This is a genomic window from Shewanella sp. Isolate8 (assembly GCF_022398495.1).
GTDB lineage: Bacteria > Pseudomonadota > Gammaproteobacteria > Enterobacterales > Shewanellaceae > Shewanella > Shewanella aquimarina.
The window spans coordinates 625,377-642,817 of the sequence record NZ_JAKEVI010000002.1; the positions used below are offsets into that span (position 1 = coordinate 625,377).

At 52.1% G+C, this 17,441-nt stretch carries 13 protein-coding genes and 2 tRNA genes; 1 reads left to right on the forward strand and 14 read right to left on the reverse strand.

Going from position 1 to position 17,441, the window contains the following annotated elements; translation table 11 throughout:
* Nucleotides 1-127: 127 nt before the first annotated feature.
* From infB to rlmE, 11 genes are all read right to left on the reverse strand, one after another.
* Nucleotides 128-2,785, reverse strand: a complete 2,658-nt coding sequence (gene infB / locus L1D43_RS11920; RefSeq protein WP_239851841.1) for a translation initiation factor IF-2 — start codon at nucleotides 2,783-2,785, stop codon at nucleotides 128-130.
* A gap of 26 nt (nucleotides 2,786-2,811) precedes the next feature.
* Nucleotides 2,812-4,311 (reverse strand): transcription termination factor NusA, encoded by a 1,500-nt coding sequence (gene nusA / locus L1D43_RS11925; RefSeq protein ID WP_239851843.1) that lies wholly within the window; start codon nucleotides 4,309-4,311, stop codon nucleotides 2,812-2,814.
* Nucleotides 4,312-4,338: 27 nt separating this feature from the next.
* Nucleotides 4,339-4,794: a ribosome maturation factor RimP gene (gene rimP / locus L1D43_RS11930; RefSeq protein WP_239851845.1), complete on the reverse strand. Its 456-nt coding sequence runs from the start codon at nucleotides 4,792-4,794 to the stop codon at nucleotides 4,339-4,341.
* A 159-nt stretch (nucleotides 4,795-4,953) separates the two neighbouring features.
* Nucleotides 4,954-5,030 (reverse strand) — tRNA-Met (locus tag L1D43_RS11935).
* A gap of 103 nt (nucleotides 5,031-5,133) precedes the next feature.
* Nucleotides 5,134-5,219 (reverse strand) — tRNA-Leu (locus tag L1D43_RS11940).
* A 123-nt stretch (nucleotides 5,220-5,342) separates the two neighbouring features.
* Nucleotides 5,343-5,687: a preprotein translocase subunit SecG gene (secG, locus tag L1D43_RS11945; RefSeq protein ID WP_041509101.1), complete on the reverse strand. Its 345-nt coding sequence runs from the start codon at nucleotides 5,685-5,687 to the stop codon at nucleotides 5,343-5,345.
* Nucleotide 5,688: 1 nt separating this feature from the next.
* A complete protein-coding gene (gene tpiA, locus L1D43_RS11950) occupies nucleotides 5,689-6,471 on the reverse strand; it encodes a triose-phosphate isomerase (protein ID WP_011866628.1) in 783 nt (260 codons plus the stop codon).
* 168 nt (nucleotides 6,472-6,639) lie between these two features.
* Nucleotides 6,640-7,971, reverse strand: coding sequence for a phosphoglucosamine mutase (glmM, locus tag L1D43_RS11955; protein WP_041509100.1), 1,332 nt, complete (start codon nucleotides 7,969-7,971; stop codon nucleotides 6,640-6,642).
* A gap of 77 nt (nucleotides 7,972-8,048) precedes the next feature.
* On the reverse strand, nucleotides 8,049-8,834 hold the full coding sequence (gene folP, locus L1D43_RS11960) for a dihydropteroate synthase (RefSeq protein WP_239851992.1): 786 nt from the start codon (nucleotides 8,832-8,834) through the stop codon (nucleotides 8,049-8,051).
* Nucleotides 8,835-8,990: 156 nt separating this feature from the next.
* Nucleotides 8,991-10,955: an ATP-dependent zinc metalloprotease FtsH gene (gene ftsH, locus L1D43_RS11965; protein WP_275659125.1), complete on the reverse strand. Its 1,965-nt coding sequence runs from the start codon at nucleotides 10,953-10,955 to the stop codon at nucleotides 8,991-8,993.
* A 45-nt stretch (nucleotides 10,956-11,000) separates the two neighbouring features.
* Nucleotides 11,001-11,630, reverse strand: coding sequence for a 23S rRNA (uridine(2552)-2'-O)-methyltransferase RlmE (gene rlmE / locus L1D43_RS11970; RefSeq protein ID WP_041509097.1), 630 nt, complete (start codon nucleotides 11,628-11,630; stop codon nucleotides 11,001-11,003).
* Between the two features lie 91 nt (nucleotides 11,631-11,721).
* On the opposite strand from rlmE, the gene yhbY reads away from it, so the two are divergent.
* A complete protein-coding gene (gene yhbY, locus L1D43_RS11975) occupies nucleotides 11,722-12,021 on the forward strand; it encodes a ribosome assembly RNA-binding protein YhbY (RefSeq protein ID WP_033537396.1) in 300 nt (99 codons plus the stop codon).
* Between the two features lie 98 nt (nucleotides 12,022-12,119).
* Here yhbY and greA read toward each other — a convergent pair whose 3' ends face one another.
* The 3 genes from greA to carA form a co-directional block, all read right to left on the reverse strand.
* A complete protein-coding gene (gene greA, locus L1D43_RS11980; protein ID WP_239851849.1) occupies nucleotides 12,120-12,596 on the reverse strand; it encodes a transcription elongation factor GreA in 477 nt (158 codons plus the stop codon).
* Between the two features lie 296 nt (nucleotides 12,597-12,892).
* Nucleotides 12,893-16,114, reverse strand: a complete 3,222-nt coding sequence (carB, locus tag L1D43_RS11985) for a carbamoyl-phosphate synthase large subunit (RefSeq protein ID WP_041509095.1) — start codon at nucleotides 16,112-16,114, stop codon at nucleotides 12,893-12,895.
* A 20-nt stretch (nucleotides 16,115-16,134) separates the two neighbouring features.
* On the reverse strand, nucleotides 16,135-17,307 hold the full coding sequence (gene carA / locus L1D43_RS11990) for a glutamine-hydrolyzing carbamoyl-phosphate synthase small subunit (RefSeq protein ID WP_239851851.1): 1,173 nt from the start codon (nucleotides 17,305-17,307) through the stop codon (nucleotides 16,135-16,137).
* Nucleotides 17,308-17,441 lie beyond the last annotated feature (134 nt).

The following is a 17,441-nucleotide window of genomic DNA, read 5'->3' on the forward strand; positions in this document are numbered from 1 at the left end:
TTGTTAAAACGTTCGATAACTGCGCTAGCATTTTTGATTGTAGACGAACTACTTATCGAAAAATCCTGCCTTGTTCTCAAACGTTTTTCTTACGCTACTCCTAATCACTAACTTACTGTAATTGGTATTATAAGGTTCGAGCGATTTCGACCGTTTCGAAGACCTCAATCTGATCGCCAACTTTGACGTCATTATAGTTCTTCACGCCGATACCACACTCCATACCGTTACGGACTTCGTTAACGTCATCCTTAAAGCGGCGCAGAGATTCCAGCTCACCTTCGAAGATCACCACGTTGTCACGCAGTACGCGGATAGGCGCGCTACGCTTGATGGTACCCTCGGTAACCATACAACCAGCGATAGCACCAATCTTAGGTGACTTGAACACGTCACGCACCTCGGCAAGACCAATGATCTCTTGCTTGAATTCTGGTGCCAACATGCCGCCCATAGCAGCCTTAACTTCATCGATCAGATGATAGATAACGCTGTAGTAGCGCAGGTCAACGCTTTCGCTTTCAATCGTCTTACGGGCCTGAGCATCGGCACGAACGTTGAAACCAACCATGATAGCGTTTGACGCAGCCGCCAGGGTCGCATCTGTCTCGGTTAATCCACCTACACCGCTAGCGATGATGTTCACCTTAACTTCGTCGGTAGACAGCTTGTTGAGCGAGTCAGAGATCGCTTCCAGCGAGCCTTGTACGTCTGCCTTCAGTACGATGTTCAGCTCTTGGACTTCGCCTTCGGTCATGTTAGCGAACATGTTCTCAAGCTTAGACTTCTGCTGACGTGCCAGCTTAACGTCACGGAACTTACCTTGACGGTAGAGTGCCACTTCGCGCGCCTTACGCTCGTCACGAACAACAGTCGCTTCGTCACCTGCTGATGGCACACCAGAAAGACCTAAGATCTCAACTGGAATCGATGGACCGGCTTCGGTGATCGACTTACCATTCTCATCCTTCATCGCACGGACTTTACCGTACTCTAGACCACACAGAACGATATCGCCCTGTTTCAGAGTACCTTCTTGTACCAGAATGGTCGCAACAGGACCACGGCCCTTATCTAGCTTAGACTCGACCACGACACCGGCCGCCATACCTTCGCGTACCGCCTTAAGTTCCAGTACCTCGGCCTCAAGCAAGATGCCTTCCAGCAGCTCGTCGATACCTTCACCAGACTTAGCCGATACGTGGACGAACATGTTGCTGCCGCCCCAATCTTCTGACATAACGCCGTGCTGAGAAAGCTCAGACTTAACGCGATCAGGATCGGCCTCAGGCTTATCTATCTTGTTCACCGCAACGATAAGCGGTACACCGCCCGCCTTCGCGTGCTGGATAGCCTCGATGGTCTGTGGCATAACGCCGTCATCGGCCGCAACCACTAGCACAACGATATCGGTCGCCTTAGCACCACGAGCACGCATAGCGGTAAACGCGGCGTGACCTGGGGTATCTAAGAAGGTGATCATGCCATTGCCGGTTTCGACATGGTATGCACCGATATGCTGGGTAATACCACCCGCTTCGCCAGAAGCCACTTTAGCGCGACGAATATAGTCAAGTAGCGATGTCTTACCATGGTCAACGTGACCCATGATGGTCACAACCGGTGCACGTGGCTCAACCTTAACGTTACCGTCACGGTCAGCAAGCACTTGATGCTCAAGCTCGTTTTCGCGAGTCAGAACCACTTTGTGACCCATCTCCTCGGCTACCAGCTGCGCAGTTTCCTGATCCAGCACCTGGTTTATGGTCACCATAGAGCCCATCTTCATCATCTGCTTGATGATCTCGGTCGCCTTAACCGCCATCTTCTGTGCCAGCTCGGCAACCGTTACGGTTTCGCCAATGGTCACGTCACGGGTAACGGCGGCAGCAGGCTTGTTGAAGCCATGATCCATCGACTCTGGCGCGTTGCGCTGATTGCGGTTGTTACGACCACCGCGGGCATCTCTTCCGCCGCGCTTCTTATTCGCAGCTTCTTTCTTGCCACCGGCAGGCTTACGCGCACGGCGACCACGTCGCTCGGCGTCTCTATCGGCGGTATCTTCGGCGGCGCGCGCTTCAGTCGATGTGGTCACATGGTGATCGGCGCTGTTTTCAGATTCTTTACGCAGACGCTCTTCTTCTGCCCAACGCTTCTCGTTCTCTTCGGCAAGACGACGTGCTTCTTCGGCCGCAGCCTTAGCTTCTTCGTCGGCCTTAGCCTTAGCAGCAGCCTCTTTAGCCGCCAACAGACGGGCCTCTTCGGCACGAGCCGCTTTTTCTTCGGCTGTCTCTTCAACAGCAGGCTTGCTCTCAGCAGCCTTCTTGGCCTTAGCTTCTGCGTCGGCTTTCGCCTTCGCCTTAGCCTTGGCTTCTGCCTCGGCCTTTGCCTTAGCTTCTGCTTCGGCCTTAGCCTTGGCTTCTGCTTCTGCCGCTGCTTTAGCTTCGGCTTCTGCCTTGGCCTTAGCTTCGGCCTCGGCTTCTGCCGCCGGGTCACGCTTAACGAAAGTACGCTTCTTACGTACTTCAACCTTGATGTCTTTCGACTGTCCACCGCTTCCCGACACACTCAGCGTCGAGATAGACTTGCGTTGCAGTGTCATCTTGGTTGGCGCGGCATCGCCGCCGTGTTGCTTCTTCAAAAACTCAAGCAACTTCTGCTTTTCTTCTTCTGAAACAGTATCTGTTTTACTCTTCTTAATGCCGGCCTCAGAAAACTGCTCAACTAATCGATCAGCACTCTTCCCTACTTCCTCGGCCAGTTTTGCTACTGTGGTATCTGCCATCTGTAAACTCCCCTCTGTTGATCGACTTAAGCTTCTTCGCCAAACCAACAGATGTTGCGGGCCGCCATGATGAGCTCACCAGCTTTTTCTTCTGTTAATTCTTCAATCTCGATCAAATCATCAATGCCTTGTTCGGCTAAATCTTCAAGCGTAATCACGCCTTTACTTGCCAACACATACGCCAAGTGACGCTCTAAACCTTCTAGGGCAAGTAAATCTTCGCTTGGCTCAGCACCGTCAAGTGCTTCCTCGGATGCCAAAGCCCGTGTAGAGATCGCCGCCTTGGCGCGTTCTCTGAGTGCCTCAACGATCTCCTCGTCGAAGCCGTCGATTTCTAGCAGTTCTGACTCAGGCACATAGGCAACTTCTTCAAGTGAGGTAAAACCTTCATCTGCCAGAACCTGAGCAAAATCTTCATCGACATCCAGTGACGTCACAAACAGGTTAACAATCTTGGCGCTTTCCGCCTGATGCTTAGCCTGCATATCTTCCACTGTCATCACGTTTAGTTCCCAGCCCGATAACTGAGTCGCCAAACGCACGTTTTGACCGTTACGGCCAATAGCTTGCGCCAATGAGTCGGCTTCAACGGCGATATCCATAGAATGGTTATCTTCGTCGACTATGATAGAAGCCACATCGGCCGGCGCCATGGCATTGATCACAAATTGCGCTGGGTTATCATCCCAAAGCACGATATCAACACGCTCACCGCCTAACTCATTAGACACGGCCTGAACACGCGCGCCGCGCATGCCCACACAAGCACCGATAGGATCGATGCGACGGTCATTTGACTTGACCGCAATCTTAGCGCGAGAACCTGGGTCACGGGCCGCGCCCATGATCTCAATCATCTCGTCGGCAATCTCCGGTACTTCCACACGGAACAGCTCGATGAGCATGTCTGGCTTAGTACGGGTCAGGAACAGCTGCGCACCGCGGGCCTCTGGACGTACGGCGTATAGCAGCGCACGAACACGGTCACCAGGACGGAAGCTTTCACGTGAGATAAGATCTTCTTTGAACAGCACGGCGTCGGCATTGTTACCCAAGTCGACGACTACGCTCTCGCGGTTGCTCTTCTTCACCACACCAGTGATCAGCTCTCCTTCTTTCTCCAAGAACTGGTCGACGATCTGTGCACGCTCGGCTTCACGTACCTTCTGTACGATTACCTGCTTAGCGGTTTGAGTGGTAATACGGTCGAAGACGACTGACTCGATCTCATCTTCGATATACTCACCCACTTGAATCTCTGGGTTTTCGTAACGAGCCGCTTCCAGGGTGATCTCGCGGAAAGGATTTTCCAGCGCCTGACCGTCATCCTCAACCACCATCCAACGACGGAAGGTTTCGTATTCGCCTGTCTTACGGTCGATAGCGACACGAACTTCGATATCGCCTTCATATTTTTTCTTGGTAGCCGTCGCTAACGCAATCTCCAACGCTTCAAAAATCTTTTCGCGTGGCACGGCCTTCTCATTTGAAACCGCCTCAGCGACTAGCAGAATCTCTTTGTTCATTCTCTTGCCTCGTTCAGCTCGAATCCATCAAAACTTAGCGATTAAGTTGCCCTTACGGATATTATCCAAGGCAATAATCAGTTCGTTGCCATCTACGGTAAGGGTCAGCATCTGCCCCTCAACGCCCGCGACGGTCCCTTTTAAATTACGACTACCAGCGACAGGCATAGTCAGTTGTACCTTTACGGTTTCACCTAGGTATTGTGCATACTGCTCTGCAGTAAATAATGGTCTATCGACACCCGGTGAGGAAACTTCTAGCGTATATTCGGTCGAAATCGGGTCCTCGACATCGAGCACGGCACTGATCTGGCGACTGACATCGGCACAATCATCGATAAAAATGCCGTTTTCATTATCTATATATACACGCAGCACAGAATGCTTGCCTGCCTGTACATATTCCAATCCCCACAGACTATGGCCCAATGCTTCAACTGGTGCGATAAGCATCTGTTCCAGCTTACTTTCTAGAGTTGCCAAGGTTACCCCCCGAAAAACAAAAAAGGGCATAAAGCCCCAGTACGACATCATCAAATGACGATATTTCAAAAGTCCAGATAACAAAAAACCCCGTAATCACGAGGTCATATCATTCAGAACCTGTAACAGAAATGAAGCCTTGCTTCATCACTGGGAAGCTGGTTGCGGGGGCCGGATTTGAACCGACGACCTTCGGGTTATGAGCCCGACGAGCTACCAAACTGCTCCACCCCGCGTCAACTGCTGCAATTATATTGATTGAGAACAATATTTGCAATGATAAAGGCATAAACCTCTGCCACTTTATCGATTCAGATTAAGCTAGGCTCAATCTAAATTTGGTGCGGATGGAGGGACTTGAACCCTCACGAGCTAGGCTCACCACCCCCTCAAGATGGCGTGTCTACCAATTCCACCACATCCGCATGTGATCGTTACTTCGACTGGCTAAGACTTTTTATGAGTATTGAGGAGACTCATCTTTTCCAGTCACGCCGTTTAAATCAAACCAGGGTCAAATTCAAACTGCGCCTTGCTCTTTCGAGCTATTAGTCAGGAATCTTATCTTCTGACTTTTGTGCGTCTTTTGCAGCGTCAGTTACTTGTTCAGTTACTGCGGCGGCATCGGCACCTAAATCTTTCCAAGATTCTTCGCTCTTGGCATGGTTTGCACTTAAGTTGCCAATCGTCAGACTCAGGGCAAAGAAGGCAATCGCCAGTATCGCAGTGGAACGAGTCAGAAAGTTACCCGAACCAGAAGAACCGAACAGAGTTGCTGATGCACCGGCGCCAAAAGAGGCCCCCATGTCAGCTCCCTTACCTTGCTGGATGAGGATCAAGCCAATCAGGCCTAACGCAACCAACAAGTAAATAACCATTAGAACTTCGTACATATTATGCGCTCATCGCTATCGAACATAAACTTAAAAACTCGGTAGAGTTTAAGCTAGCACCGCCTATCAGTCCACCATCTACATCAGGCTGAGCAAATAGATCTGCTGCATTACTCGGCGTTACGCTACCACCGTACAAAATCCTGATATTCTCTCCGATATACGGAGACACTTCAGAGAGACGCTTGCGAATAAACGCGTGTACTTCCTGCGCCTGCTCTGGCGTAGCGCTCTTACCTGTCCCTACGGCCCAAAGAGGCTCATAGGCGATAATCGCATTATCAAAAGCCATGGTGCCATTCTTTTCGATGACCACATCCAGCTCTTCAGCAATCACCTCGAAGGTGCGTCTTGCTTCACGTGCCGGACCCGACTCACCTACACATAAGATAGGAGTCAAACCATGCTTCTGTGCAGCGGCAAATTTTTCCGCCACGATGTCGCTTGTTTCGCCGTACATTCTACGGCGTTCGGAGTGACCGATAATCACATAGCGACATCCAGAATCTTTCAGCATCTGCCCAGAGACTTCGCCTGTATAGGCACCGAAGTCATGCTGACTCAGGTTTTGGGCACCCATTCTAACCAAGCAGCCGTTTAAGGCTTCTTTGTTAGCATCGAGTTGCTGACGAACACTTTCAAGAAAAATACTTGGTGGACACAAGACCACTTCCGCAGAATCATTTTGAAGCTTGGTAGCAAACTTGGTAAACAACTCTTGCGCTAGTTGCGCAGTACCGTTCATTTTCCAGTTACCAGCGACCATTGGGCGTCTTAGTGCCATCACTGTCTCCTTCTGAAAGCGGGCTGAATAATAGCGAACCACTTGTTAAGTTACAATACCTAAATCTCGAATTTTTGCGATAAAGTGTCGAAGCGATTACTTTTTATCCTCGCGCGGGATAAATAGCACAGGATTTAACCTGGCAAGGCTAAATCCTGTGCAGCGGCCTTAAACCAGCGCCTTGATGGCCTCGGCAATATAGTTAGCATGGGCTTTTACATCGCTGGCCACATCGCCCTCTACCATGACACGGATCAGCGGCTCGGTACCCGATTTACGCAGCAGTACACGGCCACGTTCGCCAAGTTTGGCTTCCACTTCCGCCTGGGCGCTCAATACACTGTCGGCCTCTAGCGGATTATGGCTGCCTTCGAACCTGACGTTAACCAGCACCTGTGGCAACATCTTAATGCTTTCGGTCAGCTCCTCCAGGGTCGCCTGCTTACGACACATGGCCGCCAGCACCAGAATACCGGCGACGATACCATCCCCCGTGGTGCCGTGATCCAAATTCAGGATATGGCCCGAGTTTTCGCCGCCGATGCGCCAATCTTTCTCTTTCAGCAGCTCCATCACATAGCGATCACCCACTTTCGAGCGGGCGAACGGGATATCGCGAGCCTTAAGCGCCAGGTCTAACCCTAAGTTCGACATAAGTGTGCCTACAACGCCGCCCTTTAATACGCCGCGATCTTGCGCGTCACAGGCCAGGATATAGAGGATCTCATCACCGTCGATCACCTTACCGTGACGATTCACCATCATGATGCGATCACCGTCGCCATCCAGCGCGATACCCAGATCTGCCTGCTCGGCAATGACGGTCTCTCGGATCTTACCCATAGAGGTGGCGCCAACCTCATGGTTGATATTGATGCCATCAGGCTTGTCGCCGATAGTGATCACCTCGGCGCCTAGCTCGCGAAACACGCTCGGCGCAATGTGATAAGTCGCCCCATGGGCACAGTCCACCACTATCTTGAGCCCGTTGAGGGTGTGTTCGGCGGGGAAATTGCCCTTACAGTATTCAATATAACGACCGGCTGCATCGTCGATGCGAGACACCTTACCCAGCAGATGAGACTCGACGCACACCAGCGGCTTTTCCAGCTCACGCTCGATCTCGAGTTCAACCTCGTCATCGAGCTTGCTTCCGTCGGTCGAGAAGAACTTGATGCCGTTATCATAGTAAGGGTTGTGAGAGGCGCTGATCACCACACCGGCTTCCGCCCTGAAGGTACGGGTTAGGTAGGCCACCGCCGGTGTCGGCATTGGTCCCATCAGCATCACATTTAAACCTGCCGCCGACAGACCAGCTTCCATCGCCGATTCGAACAGATAACCTGAAATCCGCGTGTCCTTGCCTATGATCACCTTCTTGGTGCCGGCGCGGGACAATACACGCCCAGCCGCCCAGCCTAGTTTGAGCGCCAATTCCGGGGTCATCTTACCCGCGCCCACCTTGCCTCTAATACCATCGGTTCCGAAGAATTTTCTCACTTGTGATTACCTCTGCCCCATCCAGGGGTCTTTCCTATTTGATCCGTTTGCAATCGCCAACAAGTGGCGCATTAGGCCTATAATGCCTGATAGTTGGCGCAAGCCTGCATGACCTTGATCATATCCACGGTCGGTTTTACGTCATGGACACGAATAATATGTGCGCCCTGCTGAATACTCAATAGCGCTGCGCTCAGGCTACCCGCGAGGCGATCGCTGGTCGGTACGTTAAGTAGGTTACCTATCATACTCTTACGCGACAACCCGATTAGCAGCGGCAAGCCCAATGCGTTGAGTTCAGCCTGACGATTTAATAATTCATAGTTGTGTGACAGTGTCTTTCCAAAGCCGTAACCCGGATCAAGCAGCAAGTTGTCTCTGACTATCCCCGCCCCCAGACAGGCCTGAATGCGCTTCTCAAAGAAGTCGCTGATGTCCGATATGATATCTTGATACTCGGGCGCATCCTGCATGGTTCTCGGCTGTCCCTGCATATGCATCAGACAAACGGGCACATTCAGCTTGGCAGCCACGGCTAACGCCCCAGGCTCCTGAAGCGCTCGCACGTCGTTGATCAGATGCGCGCCGGCAGCAACCGCCTCACTCATCACCTCAGGCTTGCTGGTGTCGACCGAGACCCACACATCGTGATGAGCACTGACATATTCCACCAGAGGAATCACCCTGTCCAGCTCATGTTGCACACTGACCTCGGCAGCGCCGGGGCGAGTCGACTCGCCACCGATATCGATAATGCTGGCGCCTTCGCTAACCAAACTATCGGCATGGCGACAGGCAGGCTCAAGATTTGCGAAACGCCCCCCATCGGAGAAGGAGTCAGGTGTCACATTAAGAATGCCCATCACTCTGGGCTGAGAAAGGTCCAGGCATTTATCGCCACAGACAAGTTGAAACCCTTGCTGCAAGAGAGGCTCCTCGATCACACGCTAAAGACGTAAACAAGAAAACCCCGTTAAGGGGTTTTCTTAGACAATGCAATTAATCTATCGCAAAGATGATTACTTAACTACAGGTGATTCATCACCTTCTTTTGGCTCACTCGCAGGCTCGGCTTCGGTCTCGCTCGGCTCAGGCGACTTCACCGCCTCGCCACGACCGCCATTACCTTTGCCGTTAGAACCATTTTCATCCATGTTCCAATCGGCCGGCGCACGTACCTCACGACGGGCCATCAGATCGTCAATCTGAGTCGCATCGATAGTCTCATACTTCATCAGCGCATCTTTCATCGCATGAAGAATATCCATATTATCTGTCAGGAACTGATGGGCACGGCCATAGTTGTTATCGATCAGCTGTTTAACTTCGACATCGATAATGGCAGCCGTCTCATCCGACATATGCTGCGCCTTAGCCATGCTGCGACCCAGGAATACTTCGCCCTCATCTTCGGCATACAATACCGGGCCGAGCTTTTCTGAGAAGCCCCATTGGGTGACCATGTTGCGCGCAATGGTAGTTGCATACTTGATATCCTGAGAGGCACCGGTAGAAACGCGCTCGCTGCCGTAGATCAGCTCCTCGGCGATACGTCCACCGTAGGCCACAGAGATCTGACTCTCCAGCTTACGGCGACTCTGACTGATGGCATCGGCCTCAGGCAAGAAGAAGGTTACCCCCAGGGCGCGGCCACGCGGAATGATGGTGACCTTATGCACAGGGTCGTGCTCAGGCACCAGACAACCGACGATAGCGTGACCCGCTTCGTGATAGGCGGTCATCTCTTTCTCTTCTTCAGACATCACCATGGTGCGGCGCTCGGCCCCCATCATGATCTTGTCTTTGGCGCTCTCGAACTCTTCCATGCCCACCACGCGGCGATTACCACGGGCAGCAAACAGCGCCGCCTCGTTTACCAGGTTAGCCAGATCGGCACCAGAGAAACCTGGCGTACCGCGGGCAATCACGCTCGCCTTAACGTCATCGGCCAGCGGCACCTTACGCATATGCACCTTAAGGATCTGCTCACGACCACGTACGTCTGGCAGGCCAACCACCACTTGACGGTCGAAACGACCCGGACGCAGCAAGGCAGCATCCAATACGTCTGGACGGTTGGTCGCGGCGATAACGATAATACCTTCGTTACCCTCGAAGCCATCCATCTCAACCAGCATCTGGTTTAGGGTCTGTTCACGCTCGTCGTGACCACCACCGACACCGGCACCACGCTGGCGACCTACGGCGTCGATCTCATCGATAAAGATGATACAAGGTGCTGACTTCTTTGCCTGCTCGAACATGTCACGCACACGGGAGGCACCAACACCGACAAACATCTCGACGAAGTCGGAACCTGAAATCGTGAAGAAAGGTACCTTAGCTTCACCGGCAATCGCCTTAGCAAGCAGGGTCTTACCTGTACCAGGAGGACCAACAAGCAGTACGCCTGTCGGAATACGACCACCCAGTTTCTGGAATTTAGTCGGCTCTTTGAGGTAATCGACCAGCTCTTTGACATCTTCCTTGGCCTCGTCGCAACCGGCAACGTCACCGAAGGTGGTCTTGATCTGATCTTCGCTCATCAGCTTGGCTTTACTCTTACCGAAAGACATGGCGCCTTTGCCGCCACCGCCCTGCATCTGGCGCATGAAGAAGATCCATACCCCGATGAGTAACAGCATAGGGAACCAAGAGATGAAGATCTGCGTGAGGAAACCTGATTCTTCGGCTTCCTGACCTTTCATGGTCACACCCTTGCGGTCAAGATCGTTGATCAGATCCTGATCATACATAGGCATGATAGTGATAAATTTTTCCCCGGTTCTTTTGGTACCCTCGATGGTGCGCTGGTCGCTCTTCACCTCGACAGTGTTAATCTGCCCGGAGCGTACATCGTCCAAGAAAGTAGAATAATCCATCTTCATGGAGTTCGATGAAGAGGGGGAGTAGCCCTGAAACACTGACATCAGCACGACGGCGATGACAACCCAGAGAATTAAATTTTTTGCCATATCACTCAAAATTACTAGACCTCATACAGTCTTGCGGTTACTGACGTTAGGTTACTACAACTTGTAACCCGTCGCCACAAGATAGACTTCACGCGAACGCGGTCGCGACGAGTCTGGCTTACGTGTTTTAACGGTGGTAAATGCCTGTCTCACCGCCTTCATATACTCATCAAAGCCCTCCCCCTGAAAGACTTTGACAGCAAAACTACCATTTGGTGCCAACACCTGATGACACATATCCAGTGCCAGCTCCACCAAATACATGGCGCGAGGCTGATCCACACCACCTGTGCCACTCATATTAGGTGCCATATCCGACAACACAACATCGACTTTAGCATCGCCAACTCGTTCGAGTAAGGCATCGAGCACCTTTTCTTCACGAAAATCGCCTTGCAGAAAATCGACACCGACGATGGGATCCATAGGCAGGATATCGCAAGCGATAACCTTGCCAGTCTCTCCCGCCAGCTTCACGGCGATCTGTGACCAGCCACCCGGGGCTGCACCGAGATCCACCACAGTCATGCCAGGGCGGATCAGCTTATCCTTTTGTTGTATCTCTTCTATTTTAAACGCAGCTCGCGAACGCAATCCCCGTTTCTGCGACAACTTAACATAATGATCATCGAAATGTTCCTGCATCCATCGGGCGGAACTGGCCGTTCGTTTTTTACCTGACATTTAAAATCCGCAACAAATATGAGTTACACAAAGGCTATATGAGGGTAGAATAGCGGTTTTTCAACAGTAACTCAGCATAAAGTTGGTAGAAATGAACTTAACAACCAAACAAAAACAGCATCTAAAAGGCTTAGCACATAACCTCAAGCCTGTTGTGCAGCTTGGTGCCAATGGCCTGACTGAAGGTGTACTGGCTGAAATTGATAATGCACTCTCTCATCATGAATTAATCAAAGTGAAAGTTGCCTCTGGAGACAGAGAGCTAAAAAATGCAGTCGTTGACGCCATCGTACGCGAAACTCAAGCTGAAAAGGTTCAGCTTATCGGTCACGTATTGGTCCTATTCCGTCAATCTCCAGAGATGAAGATTGCCGTACCAAGAGCCAAATAGCTCCTGGACTCAACAAAAAAGCCGCTATCGATAGCGGCTTTTTTGTTGCTACTTTACATACCAAGTATGAAGCGGTCGTCGACCGACCCTAGCGCAAGTTAGATATACTCGACCGCAGTGATCTCATAATCTGTCATGCCACCTGGAGTCTGAATAGAGACTTCATCCCCTTCCGATTTACCCACCAGACCGCGAGCAATTGGTGAAGAAACAGAGAGCAGGTTAGCCTTGATATCGGCCTCGTCTTCACCCACGATACGGTAGGTAAATTCCTCTTCGGTATCCAGGTTCAAAATAGTAACAGTGGTACCGAAGATCACTCGGCCCGTGTTTTCCATCTTAGTCACATCGATGATCTGTGCGTTAGACAGCTTACCTTCGATATCTCGTACACGAGCCTCGCACAGTCCCTGCTCTTCGCGGGCGGCGTGGTATTCGGCGTTCTCTTTCAGATCGCCCAACTCACGCGCCACCCCAATGGCCTCGGCAATTTTTGGACGCTTCTCAAACTTCAAAAAATCTAACTCTTCACGCAGTTGATTTGCACCAACAACTGTCATTGGAACCTTATTCATAGGAACACTCGTCTCCTCAAAACAAAAGCAACCTAGTCAGCCTGACCACTTGGGCCACCGACTAGGAATAAAGAACGCTTGGAATCCATCTATTCTATACCCTGATGACGGGATAAGCTATCGGTTCCCCAAGAGTTTGTTAGTACGCCCGCAGAACTGTGTGTTCCTTAGCGCGCCCGAAGCAAACAAACTCGCGCCATATAACCGGCTTGTTGATTGCCTCATTGGTTATCTCTCACCCCCTAAAGCGCCCATAAAAAAGGCCGCTTGCGCGGCCTCTTATCAAGGGTTAACCCTTAACCTTTAATGCGCTGATGCAGTTCCTGCACAGAAGTCACATTGGTGCGGCTGTCGGCAGAGTGTGCCATACAGGTCGCAAAGGCGGCATTCAGAGTCGTGGTGTAGTTCACCTTGTAACGCAGGGCGCCACGACGCAGCTGACGCGAGTCTTCGATCGCCTGGCGGCCCTCGGTGGTGTTCACGATATAGGTGTACTCATCGTTCTTGATACGGTCAAGAATGTGCGGACGACCTTCGTGTACCTTGTTTACCAGACGCGGATTGATACCGGCTTCACCAAGCACCACAGCCGTACCGTGAGTCGCATCGATCTCATAACCTAGCTCAATCAGCTTGGCGGCCAGGTCGGCAACACGCTTCTTATCGCTGTTACGCACAGAGAGTAGCGCGCGGCCAGACTTAGGCACCTCAGAGGTTGCCCCCAGCTCAGCCTTGGCATAAGCCTCGGCGAAGGTAGCACCTACACCCATCACCTCACCGGTCGAGCGCATTTCAGGGCCAAGTAGCGGGTCAACACCCGGGAACTTGTTAAATGGCAGTACCACTTCCTTCACTGAGTAGAAAGGTGGAATCACCTCTTTGGTAAAGCCCTGCTGCTCAAGTGTCTGACCAGCCATGACGCGCGCCGCTATCTTAGCCAGGGGTACACCCGTCGCCTTAGAGACAAATGGTACGGTACGGGCCGCACGCGGGTTAACCTCGATCATGTAGATGGTGTTGTCCTGCACCGCGAACTGCACGTTCATCAGACCTACAACCCCAAGTTCCATCGCCAGCTTGCGCACCTGTTCGCGCATCTGATCCTGGATCTCCTGGCTCAAGGTGTAAGGAGGCAGAGAACATCCTGAGTCACCCGAGTGAACACCCGCCTGCTCGATATGCTCCATGATGGCGCCAACCACTACGGTTGTGCCGTCACATACCGCATCGATATCCACCTCGGTGGCGTTATCGAGAAAGCGGTCCAGCAATACTGGCGAGGCGTTAGAGACGCTAACGGCTTCGTTGAAGTAACGGCGCAGGTCTTGTTCGTCGTAAACAATCTCCATCGCGCGGCCACCCAGCACGTAAGATGGACGCACCACCAGAGGGTAACCGATACGCTCGGCAGCGATCACGGCACCTTCTACCGTGGTGACGGTATCGTTTTCTGGCTGCTTCATCTCTAGGCGTTGAATCGCCTGCTGGAAACGCTCACGGTCTTCGGCGCGGTCGATCGCATCCGGGCTTGTACCGATAATAGGCACACCGGCGGCTTCCAGGTCACGGGCCAGTTTCAGTGGCGTCTGGCCACCGTACTGCACGATAACCCCTTTAGGCTGCTCGATGCGAACGATCTCCAGCACATCTTCCAGGGTTACAGATTCGAAATAGAGTCTATCTGAGGTGTCGTAGTCGGTAGATACTGTCTCTGGGTTACAGTTGACCATGATGGTCTCGTAACCATCTTCACGCAAGGCAAGCGCCGCGTGCACACAACAGTAATCGAATTCGATGCCTTGGCCGATACGGTTAGGACCACCACCCAATACCATGATCTTGTCGCGGTTAGATGGGTTAGCCTCACACTCTTCCTCATAGGTAGAGTACATGTAGGCGGTGTCAGTTGAGAACTCGGCGGCGCAGGTATCGACGCGCTTGTACACTGGGTACACTTCGTGACGGTAACGCAGCTTACGCATCTCAGACTCGCTGACCCCCATCAGGGCCGCCAGGCGCGCATCGGAGAAACCTTTACGCTTAAGCTTGTAAAGGAAGTCTTTGTCCATGCTAGCCATGCCAGCTTCTTTCACCTGGTTTTCAAGTGATAGCAGTTCTTCAATCTGAACTAGGAACCAAGGGTCGATATTGGTCAGCTTGAAGATGGCATCCATGCTCAGACCGGCGCGGAATGCATCGGCGATATACCAGATACGCTCGGCGCCCGGCTCTTTCAGCTCGTGGCGAATGCGTGACAGGGCATCGTTATCTTCTACATCGACGATAGGATCTAGGCCATTAACGCCAACCTCGAGACCGCGCAGTGCCTTTTGCAGCGACTCCTGGAAGGTACGACCGATAGCCATCACCTCGCCCACTGACTTCATCTGAGTGGTCAGACGGTCATTTGAACCGGCAAACTTCTCGAAGTTGAAGCGTGGAACCTTAGTGACCACATAGTCGATGGCTGGCTCGAATGAGGCTGGTGTCGCACCACCTGTGATGTCGTTGCTCAGCTCATCCAGGGTAAAGCCCACGGCCAGCTTAGCGGCGATCTTGGCGATAGGGAAACCTGTCGCCTTAGAGGCCAGGGCCGATGAACGTGATACACGTGGGTTCATCTCGATGATCACCATGCGACCATCTTTCGGGTTGATACCAAACTGAACGTTTGAGCCACCGGTTTCGACGCCGATCTCGCGCAGTACCGCCAGAGAGGCGTTACGCATCAGCTGATATTCTTTGTCTGTCAGGGTCTGCGCCGGGGCCACTGTAATAGAGTCGCCGGTGTGCACGCCCATAGGATCGAAGTTTTCGATAGAGCAGACGATGATACTGTTATCGTTGCGGTCACGAACCACTTCCATCTCATATTCTTTCCAACCGATGAGCGACTCATCGATCAGCAGTTCGTTGGTCGGTGACAGCTCGAGACCCTGAGAACAGATCTCCTCGAACTCCTCCTTGTTGTAGGCGATACCACCGCCCGAGCCACCCATGGTAAATGATGGACGGATAATACAAGGGAAACCAACCTGCTCGAGTACCTCGTAGGCATCTTCCATGCTGCGGGCGATACCGGCGCGAGGACACTCGAGACCAATCTTCTTCATCGCCGCATCGAAACGGCTACGGTCTTCAGCCTTGTCGATGGCATCGGCGGTTGCACCTATCATGTCGACGTTAAATTCGGCCAGCACACCTTCTGCCTCGAGGCGCAGGGCACAGTTCAATGCCGTCTGACCGCCCATGGTCGGCAGAATCGCATCGGGACGTTCCTTAGCGATGATGTTGCGCACCACTTCCCAGTGAATAGGCTCGATGTAGGTCGCATCGGCCATCTCTGGGTCTGTCATGATGGTCGCTGGGTTAGAGTTCACCAGAATAACCCGGTAACCCTCTTCACGAAGCGCCTTACACGCCTGGGCACCAGAGTAGTCAAACTCACATGCCTGACCGATAACAATCGGGCCAGCACCCAGGATAAGAATACTTTTTATGTCTGTACGTTTTGGCATTGCTGAAACTTTCTCCCGGACTACTTGGCGTTATGACGATATTCTTCGATCAACTCGATAAAGTGATCGAACAGCGGCGCGGCGTCGTGAGGACCCGGGCTTGCCTCAGGGTGTCCCTGGAAGCTAAACGCTGGCTTGTCGGTCAGATGGATGCCCTGTAGCGAACCGTCGAACAGCGACTTGTGAGTCACCTTGACGTTGGCCGGCAGGCTGGCTTCATCGGCGGCAAAACCATGGTTCTGGCTGGTGATCATCACGTTGCCCTTCTCCAGGTTGCTGACCGGGTGGTTGGCACCATGGTGACCAAACTTCATCTTCAGTGTCTTCGCGCCTGAGGCCAGTGCCAACAGCTGATGGCCAAGGCAGATACCGAAGAGTGGAATGTCTGTCTCAAGGAAAGTCTGAATCGCTTCGATGGCGTAGTCACATGGCTCTGGGTCACCAGGGCCGTTTGACAGGAAGATACCATCTGGATTCATCGCCAGCACTTCTGAGGCTGGGGTTTGCGCCGGTACCACAGTCACATCACAACCGCGGTCAACCAACATACGCAGAATGTTGCGCTTAACGCCGTAGTCATAGGCCACGACCTTGTATTTCAGTTCTGACTCAGGGGTGTCACTCGGCAAGCCGCCCACCAGACGCCAACTACCGCTGCGCCATTGGTATTGCTGCTGTGTGGTCACCTCTTTGGCCAAGTCCATGCCTTTCAAGCCAGGGAAGGCTTTAGCAGCCGCCAGCGCCTTAGCTTCATCCATGTCACCCACTAAGATGGCACCCGCTTGTGCCCCTTTTTCCCTGAGGATACGTGTCAGTTTACGCGTGTCGATATCGGCAATGCCTACAACATTGTTGCTTTTTAGGTAATCGCTGAGAGATTGCTGATTTCTGAAGTTGCTCGCCAGTAGCGGTAGATCACGGATGATCAAACCACAAGCATGTACGGCATCAGATTCGGTATCTTCACTATTGGTACCAGTGTTACCAATGTGCGGGTAGGTTAGAGTAACAATTTGACGAGAATAGGAAGGATCCGTGAGGATCTCTTGGTAACCCGTCATGGAAGTGTTAAATACCACTTCACCAACTGCGAGTCCATCAGCACCAATTGCAGTGCCAGAGAATACGGTTCCATCTTCGAGTACGAGTAAGGCAGACTTTGTCAACGCGACCTCCGAAAAGAGCCAAGCCATTGAATAATAAGGTTTTATTTTGTGTTTAAAATACCAACTTCCGCTTAAATACGAAATTTTGACAAATTCCGACTATTTTATAGGTAATAGTGCAACTCGTCTATAGATAAGCGGTACTTTCTTTCAAAAAAAAA